Origin of the sequence: Streptomyces sp. NPDC051020 (genome assembly GCF_040683105.1) — a bacterium.
Classification (GTDB): Bacteria; Actinomycetota; Actinomycetes; order Streptomycetales; family Streptomycetaceae; genus Streptomyces.
Map to the genome: position 1 here is coordinate 1 of NZ_JBFBCG010000125.1, position 11862 is coordinate 11862.

8 protein-coding genes and 4 pseudogenes are annotated in these 11862 nt (G+C 67.3%); 7 read left to right on the plus strand and 5 right to left on the minus strand.

What is annotated here, in order from left to right; genetic code table 11:
- Window positions 1–218 precede the first annotated feature (218 nt).
- Complete coding sequence (locus AB0N06_RS35610; RefSeq protein WP_366138833.1) at window positions 219–785, plus strand: hypothetical protein; 567 nt, start codon at window positions 219–221, stop codon at window positions 783–785.
- On the opposite strand, the gene AB0N06_RS35615 is transcribed toward AB0N06_RS35610, so the two are convergent.
- Window positions 703–1119 (minus strand): transposase, encoded by a 417-nt coding sequence (locus tag AB0N06_RS35615; protein ID WP_366138834.1) that lies wholly within the window; start codon window positions 1117–1119, stop codon window positions 703–705. The two genes, AB0N06_RS35610 and AB0N06_RS35615, sit on opposite strands and share 83 nt — an antisense overlap.
- Before the next feature lie 39 nt (window positions 1120–1158).
- Window positions 1159–1986, minus strand: coding sequence for a GNAT family N-acetyltransferase (locus tag AB0N06_RS35620; protein WP_366138835.1), 828 nt, complete (start codon window positions 1984–1986; stop codon window positions 1159–1161).
- Between the two features lie 92 nt (window positions 1987–2078).
- On the opposite strand from AB0N06_RS35620, the pseudogene AB0N06_RS35625 reads away from it, so the two are divergent.
- A pseudogene (locus AB0N06_RS35625) lies at window positions 2079–3158 on the plus strand (IS256 family transposase); the annotation flags it as partial.
- Between the two features lie 111 nt (window positions 3159–3269).
- On the opposite strand, the gene AB0N06_RS35630 reads toward AB0N06_RS35625, so the two are convergent.
- Entirely contained in the window at window positions 3270–4487 is a 1218-nt protein-coding gene (locus AB0N06_RS35630; RefSeq protein ID WP_366138840.1) for an IS110 family transposase, read from the minus strand.
- 262 nt (window positions 4488–4749) lie between these two features.
- On the opposite strand from AB0N06_RS35630, the pseudogene AB0N06_RS35635 reads away from it, so the two are divergent.
- A pseudogene (locus tag AB0N06_RS35635) lies at window positions 4750–4980 on the plus strand (transposase); the annotation flags it as partial.
- A 176-nt stretch (window positions 4981–5156) separates the two neighbouring features.
- On the opposite strand, the pseudogene AB0N06_RS35640 reads toward AB0N06_RS35635, so the two are convergent.
- Both AB0N06_RS35640 and AB0N06_RS35645 read right to left on the minus strand, forming a co-directional pair.
- Window positions 5157–5285, minus strand: a pseudogene (locus tag AB0N06_RS35640) (aminotransferase DegT); the annotation flags it as partial.
- A gap of 46 nt (window positions 5286–5331) precedes the next feature.
- The gene (locus AB0N06_RS35645) at window positions 5332–5841 is read right to left on the minus strand and encodes an NUDIX hydrolase (protein WP_366138836.1); all 510 of its coding nucleotides are present in this window, start codon (window positions 5839–5841) and stop codon (window positions 5332–5334) included.
- 750 nt (window positions 5842–6591) lie between these two features.
- Here AB0N06_RS35645 and AB0N06_RS35650 point away from each other — a divergent pair.
- From AB0N06_RS35650 to AB0N06_RS35665, 4 genes and pseudogenes are all read left to right on the plus strand, one after another.
- A complete protein-coding gene (locus AB0N06_RS35650; protein WP_366138837.1) occupies window positions 6592–7788 on the plus strand; it encodes an IS110 family transposase in 1197 nt (398 codons plus the stop codon).
- Between the two features lie 47 nt (window positions 7789–7835).
- Window positions 7836–9126, plus strand: a pseudogene (locus AB0N06_RS35655) (ISAs1 family transposase).
- Window positions 9127–9296: 170 nt separating this feature from the next.
- Window positions 9297–9839 carry a hypothetical protein gene (locus AB0N06_RS35660; RefSeq protein WP_366138838.1) on the plus strand — a complete coding sequence of 181 codons (543 nt, stop codon included), beginning with the start codon at window positions 9297–9299 and terminating at the stop codon, window positions 9837–9839.
- Between the two features lie 477 nt (window positions 9840–10316).
- A complete protein-coding gene (locus AB0N06_RS35665; protein WP_366138839.1) occupies window positions 10317–11807 on the plus strand; it encodes a recombinase family protein in 1491 nt (496 codons plus the stop codon).
- The last annotated feature ends 55 nt before the right edge of the window (window positions 11808–11862 follow it).

Genomic DNA, 11862 nt, shown 5'->3' on the forward strand with positions numbered 1-11862 from the left:
CCCGAGGATGACGACGTAGCCGTCGCCTTGTCCGGCATTTGCCCATGTGGGGGACTCGAACACCTTCTTGGGCGAGCCAGAGGTTTTATCTCAAGGTTAGTGCGTTGTGGCAAAGGGAGTCCCTGTTCGATGAGCAGGGGCTTCTTCGTGCTCGGAGCATGACCGCGGAGGGGTAGGGGCAGGCAGCGGACGGCTTGTTGTTGATCGAGGAGGGTGCGATGCCGTCGGTGCTGGGGTTGATGGAGCGGCGTGAGGCGTGGGCGAGGCAGGAGCTGGAGTCCTGGACGGAGGTTCTGGAGCAGGCTCAGGCGGAGGTGGATGCCGCGCGGGAGCGTGTCGAGCGGGTCCGGGTGGGGCGGGAGGAGCTCGTGTCGGTGCTGGCCGAGGAGAGCGCGGTGGATGTGTCGGGTTTTGTGGCGTCTGGTGGTGAGGTGGCTGCCGCTGTGGGGTCGAGCGGCTCCGGCGCGGGGTATGACGAGCGGCCGCCGGTGTGGCGGTCGGGCATGGGTGAGGAGGTGCTCAGCGGCCTGTATCGGGAGGTGTTCGCCGCGGTGGTGGCCGGGTCGGGGCCGGTGAGCGGGGTGGAGCTGGCGCGGGCGGTGGGCCGGGAGGCGGACAGCAAGAACGAGGTGGAGAAGATTCGACACCGTGCCTACGCGCTGGAGAAGCGGGGCTGGCTGCTGCGGGAGAAGAAGGGACGGTTCATGCCCGCGCCCGGGGCAGTCGGCCGGGACGCTTCTCCGGCCAGCGCGGGGCGTCGCCGGCCATCCGGCGCGACAGCCTGATCACGGCTGCCCACCACACCATCTGCTGGTGGTGATCGGGGCGGCGTTCGTGGTCGCGGTTGAGGCGGCGTGAGCGGGACAGCCAGCTCAGCGTTCGCTCCACCACCCACCTGCGGGCCAGTACGACAAATCCGCGTTGCCCGTCGGAGCGGCGCACGACCTCGATCCGGACTCCGTGCCGGGCGAACGCCTTGGCCAGGGTCGGACCCTGGTAGGCGCTGTCGGCCCAGACCAGTTTCAGCAGCCGGCCCGGATCGGGCTCGACCTGCGTCGCTTCATGTCCGTACGCACCGTGGGCGAGCTCGTCGCCCTCGTCGCCGAGGGCCTGGGGCACGCAGCGGAATCGGCGGGCTGACGGATGCTGTCGCCTCGGTCAGCCCGCGGGCTCGGCGGCGTACGTCGTTCCGACCTGCTGGAAGCCCACCCGCGAGTAGACGCGCGCGACCGCGTCGTTCTGGGCGGAGAGCAGGACGGTCCGCACGCCAGCCTCGTCGTGCGCGTGCCGCACCAGCAGTGCGGTGAGGGCGCCGGCCAGCCCGCGGAGCCGGGCCGACGGCAGGGTCGCGACGGCCACGATCTCTGCGTACTCGCCCATGGGCTGGTAGCTGCCGACAGCGACGACGCCTTCCGTGGGGTCCTCGGCGACGGCGGTGACCGTCAGTCCGCGCCGTGCGCGGTCGTTGAGGTGGGCGGCCATCTCGGGGTCGAGCTTGCCCTCGAAGGCGTCCCGTTCGGCGGCGCCCTCCGGTCCGGCTTCGGTGCCTCCGGCCGTAAAGGCGACATCGGCTGTCGCGCGCCCGGCGAGCAGGGCCGCGTCGCCGGCCGCCACGACGCGGAGGGTGACTCCGTCGATCACGGTGGCGGCCACGTCCGCAGCTTCGGCCCGCATAAGCGCGTGGGAGCTGAGGTCCAGTCCATGGGCCGCGACGAGCCCGGCGAGCTCGGGGTGGTCCTCGTGCACCCACTCGATCCCGAAGTCGACGCCGCGCTCGGCGCAGGCGGCCGTGAGCGTGTCGAGATCACCGGCGGTGATCGGGGTGCGGCTGCCCACGGTCGGCCGCGCGTAGTACGGCCATGGCGAGCGCGACACGAAAAGCGTGAACGGCCCGACCTCCACCGGGTCGCAGTCGGGACGCGGCGCGGCGTCGAGGTAGGTGTTGAGATCGGCCACCGCAGCCTGTATTTCGAGGTCTTGAGTCATGGGGGGTGACTATACAAGACCAGCGCGGATGCCCAGGTCGGAGGCGGGTCTGTACGTGAGTGGTGTAACTCCCGAGCTGGAAGCGACAGTTGATGACTGACGTGACGAGTGACATCGAGGCCGGGGAGGCCGCCGTGGAGGCGACAAACGCTGTGGATGACGGGCTGGTCGCCGAGTTGGTGTCCCGGGCTCAGGCCGGCGGGGTGAAACTCACCGGAGAGGGCGGCCTGCTGCAGCAGCTGACCCAGCGGGTGCTGGAGTCCGCGCTGGAGGGCGAGCTCACCGATCATCTGGGGCACGAGCCCGGGGAGCGGGCCGAGGGCGGCCGGGACAACTACCGCAACGGTCACCGGTCCAAGACGGTGACCACCGAGGCCGGTCCCGTGGAGATCACGGTGCCGCGGGACCGGGCCGGGACGTTCGAGCCGCAGCTGGTCAAGAAGCGGCAGCGGCGTTTGGGCGGGGTGGACGAGATGGTGCTGTCGCTGTCGGCGAAGGGGTTGACGCACGGGGAGATCTCCGCGCATCTGGCCGAGGTGTACGGCACAGAGATCTCCAAGTCCACGATCTCCACGATCACCGACAGTGTGATGACCGGCATGGCCGAATGGCAGAACCGGCCGCTGGATCGCGTCTACCCGGTCGTCTTCATTGACTGTGTGAACGTGAAGGTCAGGAACGGGCAGGTGGCCAACCGTCCTGTCTATATGGCCTTGGCCGTGACTGCCGAGGGGCAGCGCGACATCCTCGGTCTGTGGGTCGGGGACGGCGGCGAGGGCGCGAAGTACTGGCTTCAGGTCCTCACCGAGATCAAGAACCGCGGAGCGGACGACATTCTGATGCTGGTCTGCGACGGCCTGACCGGGCTCCCGGACGCGGTGAACACCGTCTGGCCTGCGACGATCGTCCAAACCTGCGTGGTTCACCTCTTGAGGAACAGCTTCCGTTACGCGGGCCGCCAGGACTGGGAGAAGATCGCCAAGGCGTTCAAGCCGGTCTACACCGCGCCGACCGAGGACGCGGCCCTGGAACGCTTCATGGAGTTCAGCGAGGTCTGGGGCAAGAAGTACCCGGCCATCGTCCGGCTCTGGGAGACGGCCTGGGCCGAGTTCGTTCCCTTCCTCCAGTTCGACGTGGAGATCCGCAAGATCGTGTGCACGACGGATGAAATCGGCAAGAGGTTGAGCCGAATTCGTACGCCTTTCTGGTTCGGTGCGGACCGTTGCGCTGTTGCGGCGCCCGGAGCCGGGGTCAGGGCTGGCCGCAGGCCACCGCGAAGCGGCTCAGCCTTGGCTCCGGCGAGGACGCCGCAATCGTCGTGCGGCCGTGGTGGACCTGCCGGGGCCGTGCGGCTGCCAGTGCGCCACGAGGGTCGCGTAGGCGCGCTCCTGCTGTTCGATGATCTCCCGTTCGTGGCGCCGTAGTTCGCGGTTGTTGTAGTCGTAGCCCTTCCCACGCCGGGCGACAGCGCGTGGTGCTCCGGCCTGCAACTCCAGCTTGCGTTGCTTGAAGGCGACCAGGCTCGGGCGGGCGAACGCGTAGTCCTGCTCCTTGATGATCAGGTGCCAGCACAGGACGGTCATCTTCCGGGCCGTGGCCACGATCGCAACCTGCACCCCGCGACGAGCCTTGATCCGCTGGTGGAAGGCCCGCAGCGGCCCCGGGACACGTGAGGCCACCCACGCCGCCTCGACGAGCATCCCGCGCACCTGCGCGCGGCCGGACTTGGTGATCCTGCCGTGGGCGGCGGGCTGGTGCACGCTCGGGTTGAGGCCGAAGTAGGCGACCAACTTGTCCGCCGAGGCGAAGCGGGTGAAGTCGCCGACCGCGGCCCGGATCGACACAGCGACGGCGACGTCGATGCCGGGGACGGTCATCAGCCGCCGCACCGCCGGGTCACTCAGCCCCTCGGTGGCCAGCTCCCGATCGACCTCGGCGAGTTCCTCTCCGTGGAAATCCAGTTGTCGCAGCAGTGCGCCCACCGATCGGCGCTCGTCCGCGGGCAGCTCCTGGCGCTGGAGCCACAGGCGTCCACGGGTGCCGAACAGGTCGGACACCGGCGGGCGCGGCAGGAGGTTCCGGGCGGTGATCGCCTGCACCTGGTTCTTTAGGCGGGTCCGCTGGCGCACCAAGTGGGCGCGCCGGGCGACGATGCGCCGCAGCTGACGGGTGTGTTCGTCCGGTAGCCACACCGGTGGCAGGAAGTCCGCCGCCAGGAGCTGGGCCAGGATCCTCGCGTCCACCTTGTCGGTCTTGACTTTCGCCTCGGCGATCGCTCGCGTCTTCATCGGGTTGGACACCACCACCCGGGCGACCCGCGGGGCGATCAGTGCGACGATCGCCTCCGTGTTGCCGGTCGCCTCCAGGGCGACCTCGTCGTCGGGCCGCAGCGTCGTCGCCCACGCGCGCAGGCCCTCGGGCCGGCACGCGATCTGCCCGGCGTCGCTCAGCCGCCCGTCCTCGACCACCGCGACCTGAGCGAAGTCGCGGTGCACATCCATGCCGATCTTCCTGCCCATTGCCGCCTCCCTGCCATGATCGGAGAAGGGGGCCAGCTGGGCGGAGCGACATCTACGGATTCGCGCTCGCGGCGCATCCGGGCAGGTCGCAGGGGCGGCCAACTACTAACGCGGGCTCGCAGCCCATTGTGCAAGATCGGCCTGCCCATGCTGGTAACCCCGAACGCCCCTTGTCCCGGACGGTCGCACCGTACGACGAGGAACGAATCCTGTCACCGGGACCAGCCACGGGCGTCCACCGACTGTCATACCGGATACCAACGCGATCGAGAGCGTCAACGCACGCATCCGGAAAGCCGTGAGGGGCCGCGGACACTTCCCCAACGATCAAGCAGCCCTCAAATGCGTGTACTTGGCCGTGATGAGCCTGGATCCCACCGGAGCAGGCCGTAAACGCTGGACCATGCGCTGGAAGGCCGCGCTCCAGGCCTTCGACATCACCTTCGACAGACGACTCACCGCCGGACGACGCTAAAGATTTCCGAACGAGTTCCACCGTTCGCTACACAGACCCCATCCTCGCCGACCGGCCCGAGTGCTACCTCTACTCGCCCGTGCTCGGATGCGTCATCACCAGCGTTCCCCGCCAGGACATCACCCGTCACTATTCCGCCCGCCAGGCCCTGCGCCTTCTGCACGAGGGCCGCGGTGCGCGAACTCTTCCTCAAAGGCGGCGACTTCGGGGCCTTGGACGAGGTGGCCGGAGTGAAGGACGCGCACGACGGCGGCGATGTCGGCCGCGTCCAGGCGCGGCTGTACGACGGGTACCAGCTGGCTCATCGGGTTCCTTCCGGTCGACGCCCGTGCCGACCGGAAGGGAGGGGCGTCAGTCTTCGCCGTGGGTGGGGTGGAATCCGTACTGCAGGTAGACGGTGGTCCCGTTCGCGAGAGCGCGGGAGCAGGCGTGCAAGCGGCGAGCCATGTGCGGGTCGAGCAGGGCCTCCCACTGGTCGGGGTCGGCCAGCTTCCATGCGGTGAGCTCGTCCGGGTCGAGGTGGATCCGTCGTGCGGCCTCGGCCTGGGAGAGCACACCGCCGTCGAAGAGGAAATTCGCCAGCGGCGGCCGGCCGTCGGCCTGCTCGGGAACCCAGTCGACGGCCAGCAGTCGGCCCGGTGCGAGATCGATGCCGAGCTCCTCCTTGACCTCCCGCTGCGCAGTCCGCAACGGGTCCTCGCCCGCATCCAGGCCGCCGCCCGGGATCTCCCAGGTGGTGCGGTAGGACGGTTTGACCAGCAGGATGCGGCCCGCGCCGTCGTGGATGATCGCTCCGGCGCCGGCGATGTGCTTGGGCAAGGAGGCGTAGTACTGCGCGGGAGGCAGATTCGTGGTGCTCATGCGACGCGACGTTAGCGGCGCAGCTCACAGGGTCCGCGCGGCATCAGTGCCTTGACACAAGCTGGTGGCAAACCGGTCGGATCGTCACTCCAGTGGCGGGGGCCGGTTCTCGGCCAGCTGGTAGCCGTCGCGGCGGTGGGTGCGCCGGCAGGCGGGGCAGTGAAGGGCGGCGTCCAAGGTCTGTCCGCACCGGCATATCCAGCCGACATGGCGGGCGGGGTTGCCGATGACCAGTCCGTGAGCCGGGACGTTGCGCAGGACGACCGCGCCGACCGCGACCAGGGCGTGTGCCCCAATGGTGACACCAGGGGCGAGGATCGCGCCGGCTCCGATCGTTGCCGCGGTACCGATTGTGACGGGGCGACGGGTCCAGTCATTGGGCCCCTTGCGTCGCCTGTCCGGGGTAGTGGCGCGGGGGGTGGGATCCAGGGCCCCGGCGTTTGCCGGGATCGTCCGATCTTGAGCGGGTTGGGGGTGGCGGCCGACCCCGGAAACAGGCGAACACGGCCCCCGTGGATCATGGAGTCCTACCTTTCAAGAGGGTTCGAACTGGTCACTCGTAAGATCGGTCGGCCCAGGGGTCCTGGGTATGGCTGTCATGGAGGAGCCGATCGGATGGCTCAGAGAACATGGCCGCCCGGGGCCCCGCGACGACTCGACCGCCAATTGGGATGTGCGACTTGATCGCTCTGTAGGACTACGTCGGCGAGGTCGTCTGCGGGATCGATTGGCAACGACGAGCTGACGGAGGTGGCCGTGCCCCGGATCTGGGCCGGAATGGACATCGGCAAGGAACATCACCATTGCGTGGTGCTCAACGATCGGGGCGAGCGTCTGCTCTCCCGGCGGGTCCTGAACGACGAAGCGGCCCTACTGGATCTGATCGGCGACGTCCTGGACATCGACCAGGACGTGCTGCGGGCTGTGGACATCAACCACGGCGGTGCCGCGCTGCTGATCGGCCTGCTGCTCAACCACGACCAGCCCATGGCCTACCTCACCGGCCTGGCGGTCCACCGCGCGTCAGGCACCTATCGCGGAGAGGCCAAGACCGATGCGAAGGACGCCTTCGTCATCGCCGACCAGGCACGCATGCGCCGCGATCTGGGCCGGCTGCGGCCCGGCGACGAGATAGCGGTCGACCTGCGTATCCTGACCACCCGTCGCACGGATCTGGTCAGCGACCGCACCCGCCAGATCAACCGGCTCCGCGCCCAACTGCTTGAATACTTCCCCGCGCTGGAACGCGCACTGGACCTGACGAACAAGGGCCCCGTCATTCTTTTGACGGGCTACCAGACCCCGGCCGCCATCCGCCGCACCGGCGCCAGGCGAATCGAGACGTGGCTGCGCAACCGCAAAGTCCGAGGCGCCGAGCCCCTGGCGAAGGCCGCGCTGGAAGCCGCGCAGGCCCAGCAGAGCGCCCTGCCTGGAGAGAAGCTCGCCGTCGCCATGGTGATCCGCATGGCCAAGGCGTTGACGGCCCTCGACGAGGAGATCACCGAGCTCGACGCTCTCATCGAGGCCCGGTTCCGCGAGCACCCCCACGCCGAGGTGATCCGCAGCCTGCCCGGGATGGGCGGCCAACTCGGGGCCGAGTTCGTCGCTGCCACCGGCGGTGACATGGACGCCTTCGCCAGCGCCGACCGCCTGGCCGGCTACGGCGGCGTTGCCCCAGCCGCCCGGGACTCCGGTCGGGTCAGCGGCAACCTCCACCGCCCCCGGCGCTACCACCGCGGCCTGCTGCGGGTCTTCTGCCTCTCGGCGATGGCAAGCCTCAGATCCTGCCCCGCGTCGCGGACCTACTACGACCGCAAACGCGCCGAGGGCAAGGGGCACAAGCAGGCCCTGATCGCGCTCGCGCACCGGCGAGTGAACGTCCTGTGGGCGATGATCCGCGACGGAGCGTGCTATCAGGCAGTACCACCAGTCACGACGGCGACTTGACAACGGCATTGGGATGTTCTCTACGCTTCAAGATCCACGAGGGTGCCGTGTTCGTCCCGCCATCATCGCGCATCGTCGCCCCGTCCGGATCGGCACCCCGTCTCGATGAGCTCGGCAAGCAGGCCGTCCAAGCGCAAGTATGCTCGCTGGTCGATGAGTTGGAGTCCATCAGCGATCCGCGTGGCGTGTGCGGGGTCCGCTATCGGCTCTCCTCGCTGCTGGCCCTGGTGGTCTGCGCGATGACGGCGTCGGGCCACGACTCGATCACGGCGGCGGCCGAGTGGTGCCGCCGGGCCGCCCCGGAGCATCTGGCCGCGTTCGGTCTGCCCTACCACCCGCTCCTTGGCCGTTATCGGGTACCGAGCGAGAAGACGCTGCGCAGTGTTCTGGGGCGGCTCGATCCGGCCGAGCTCAGCGCGGCCGGCTACGCCTATCTGCATCCCCTGCTCACCGCTGCCCCTCGCGCCCCGACGCTTCGGATGCCCGACGGCGGCATCGAGCGCGAACAGCGCCGCGCCCACCACGTGGCAGCGCAAAGCACTCCGGCCCGGCGCCGCCGGTGGGCGATCGCGGTGGACGGCAAGTGTCTGCGCGGCGCGAAACGGCCCGACGGCAGTCAGGTCTTCGTGCTCTCGGCCGTCCGTCATGGTGACGGCATCACCTTGGCCTCCCGTGAGATCGGCGCAAAGACTAACGAAATCCCCGAGTTCCAGCCCTTGTTGGACCAGATCGACGACGCTGTCCTCGCCGGGACGGTCGTGACCGTCGATGCCCTCCACGCTCAACGCGCACACGCCTCTTACCTGCACGAACGCGGAGCCCACTACCTGCTGACCGTGAAGGGCAACCAGAAGAACCTCGCCCGCCAACTCCAGAAACTGCCCTGGAAGGACGTGCCCGTCATCCACCGCGACGACGCCCGCGGTCACGGCCGAGCAGCGCCATGTCCAGGTCGTCACCGTGGACAACCTGCTCTTCCCGCACGCCGCGCAGGTCCTGCGCATCCACCGCAAGCGCCGGCTCTACGGGGCGAAGAAGTGGTCCAGTGAGACCGTCTACGCCATCACGGACCTGCCTGCCGAGCAGGCCAACGCCGCAGAGATCGCCTCATGGGCTCGCGGACACTGGACCGTGGAGAACACCGTCCACTGGGTACGCGATGTTGTCTTCGGCGAGGACAACTCCCAGGTCAGAACCCATAACACGCCCGCCGTACTGGCCGTGATCCGCGACCTGATCCACGGCGCCCTCAAGCTCGCCGGCTACGTCAACACCGCAGCCGGACGCCGAGCCCACACCGACCACGGCCGGGCCCTCGCCCTCTACGGCATCACATGATCAAACCGGACGATCCCGGCAAACGCCGGGGCCCTGGGGTGGGATCCTCCAGGAGGAGGGCGCCAGGGCAGATCATCGCCTCGTCGGCGACGGTCGCACCGAACAGATTCGCCTCGTTGCCGATCTTTACACAGTCGCCGATCGTGCTGCCGGAACCAACGAAAACGTTCTTGCCCAGGGTGCAATCCGCCCAGGAGAATCGAGATCAGGCCCTACGAGCCGCGCAGGACGCAGAGACGCTTGTCCAGCGGCTCACCTTCCAGCAGGGCGGCGACACCTGGACTGGCTACCCCGAGCAGAAACATGCCGTACACCTGTCCCGGACCTTCACCCAGCTTGGGGAGACCACCAGGGCCACCCTCGTCCAGGACCGTGCGCTCGAACCCACCCACTCACCGTCGCTGATGACACGCGCCCTCATCACCATCGACCGGGCCACCTGCCTCGCCCACAACGGCGAGCCGGAGGAGGCAGCCCGGATCGGCGCACAGGCGTATACGGCGCTCCCCTCGGCCTACCGCACCGGCCTCACCCACACGCGCGCCCTCGCGCTCGCCCGGTCCCTTCCTCACGAGATGACAGGCCAGTTCCGTGACGTGTTGGCCATGGCGAATGCGAGTGGTGGTCCCCACACAGCCCCGGATCGTGCGACCGCCGCGCGTTCCTCGCGCTCACCACGACTGAGCTCCTCTGCACCGCCCAACAGTTGCTGATTGTTGCGCCGGTGACCGAGACATTGCCCCTGCGTAGCTGCTACCGGCTTGTGCTCGCCGTGGTCACGCTGCTTGCCAGAAGGCCCTGCGGTCGCGGTGGGTAGCTGTTACCGGAGGTCCGCGTACACCCGCGCCCGCACCCCCGCCCCGTGGAGAGCGCAACATAGACCACGGTTGCCGGTTAGCCAAACCGGCGATCGTCGCGACCATCGGGAGTGATTCCATGTCACTCTGCAGGAAGGTCGCTTCCCACTGTGAAGCAAACCTGTCCCAACGACAATCTAGAAGAGTGGACCGCTCCTCACGTCCAAGTAGTTTGGCGTCCTCGGACCTTTGACCACTCGGAGCGGATGCAGCTCGCCGAAATCCTTTTCGGTCCTGGCCGTTCACGCAGAGCGAAACCGGCCAGTAAGTCGAATGCTTGTCCCGAGGCGATGATCGCTGGTCAGATACTCCTTGAATCCAAGGAGGCCCGGGATGCATAAACGAACCCTGTCACGAGGCTCAAGCCGAGGCACACTGCGAGTCGCTATCTACCTTCGTGTTTCCACGTCCAAGCAGCTCAGGGGGTACGGACTGCAAGTCCAGTTCGAAGAGTCCATAGCCTGGCTCGACTACAAGATCGGCAAGGGAAAGTACACCTACGAGGTGTACACAGACGGAGGCGTTTCCGGGAAGCTCGCCAAGCGCCCGGACTTGAGTGCGCTCAACGCCGACATCGCGGACGGGCGGTACGAACTCGTCATCTTCGGCAAACTCGACCGCATCGGCCGCACGATGAAGGACATTCACCGCTGGGTCTACGACACCACCGACCAGAACGTCCGCGTTGCGACCGCCGACGGCCGCATCGACAGCGATGACGAGATGTTCGGCATCCAGCTCAGCCTCCTCGCATACATGGCCGAACTGGAGCACACCATGATCCTCGACCGGACCATGGGAGGCAGGGAGAAAAAACTGGAGGCCGGCGGCTGGCCCGGTGGCGTCGCACCCTTCTGGCTTGAGCTCCCCGGCAAGGGCTCGAACGCCGCGCCGACGCTTCGAGGGGAAGGGATCAAGCTCCTCGACCAGGGTGCACGGCTCATTGTCGACGAACGCAACAACGCAGAAGAGGCTGCCAGAAGTCTCAATGCACTCGGTTACACCACCCCACGCGGCCTGCCTTGGACCGGCGCCAACCTCATCCGTGTGTTCATGCAGACAGCGCTCGATGGATACATCATCTACCGCAACACCGATCATCCCCGAGGCAACGCGGTCCGCCTCGCATCGGACGGGCGGCCCCTCTATGGCGAAACCGTGCGGATCCCCGTACCCACGCCACTGCCCGCGGAACGAGTGGCCGAAGTGAGAAAGGCTCTCGCCCGACGCTCCTTCGCAAAGAATAGCCAGAAAGAATACCTGCTCTCCAGACGCGTCCAAGCACTCTGCGGAAACCACTATGTTGGAACCCATCGAGAAATCAGAGATCGCACCACATACCGATGTAGCGGACATCGAGCCGAAATCCCCTGTGCCTGCCAAGAGATTCTCGCGGAGCCCCTGGAAAGCGTTGTATGGAAGGAGGTGGCAGACACGCTCAGCGATCAAAGCAAACTCAAACGTCTTGCCGAGGAATGGATCGGTGAAATACCTGACCGCTCCCGCTCCTATCGCGAACGCATAGCTGAAATCGACGAGCAGATCGAAAGAAATCAGCGCATGCGTAAGAAGAAACTTGTCGCGCTTGCCGCGACAATGGCGGCTGACGAAAGTGACGACATTGAAACCGAAGAAGAAATTAAAGCAACCATCGAGGAGGTCAGGGAAGAGCTGAAGGGCAAAGAGCAGCAGCTCCGGAAAATGCGCGATGACACCATGGAATGGCTTCTCGAAGCCCAGCAGCAAGAGACCCGAGCCAAAGAAATCCTCGATCTGGCCCTCCAACCTCGATCCTTCAGGCGTGATCGCTGCCAGTTGAGGTAATCGGTTCATCCCGTTTGTCCCGGCCGGTGCCGGGTGGGATCTTCGCGTGTCGCTG

What these genes read in the sequence shown, in the direction of transcription:
- AB0N06_RS35610 (WP_366138833.1), top strand. Translation starts at nt 219, where the DNA reads ATGCCGTCGGTGCTGGGGTTGATGGAGCGGCGTGAGGCGTGGGCGAGG.
- AB0N06_RS35620 (WP_366138835.1), bottom strand. Translation starts at nt 1,986, where the DNA reads ATGACTCAAGACCTCGAAATACAGGCTGCGGTGGCCGATCTCAACACC.
- AB0N06_RS35630 (WP_366138840.1), bottom strand. Translation starts at nt 4,487, where the DNA reads ATGGATGTGCACCGCGACTTCGCTCAGGTCGCGGTGGTCGAGGACGGG.
- AB0N06_RS35645 (WP_366138836.1), bottom strand. Translation starts at nt 5,841, where the DNA reads ATGAGCACCACGAATCTGCCTCCCGCGCAGTACTACGCCTCCTTGCCC.
- AB0N06_RS35665 (WP_366138839.1), top strand. Translation starts at nt 10,317, where the DNA reads ATGCATAAACGAACCCTGTCACGAGGCTCAAGCCGAGGCACACTGCGA.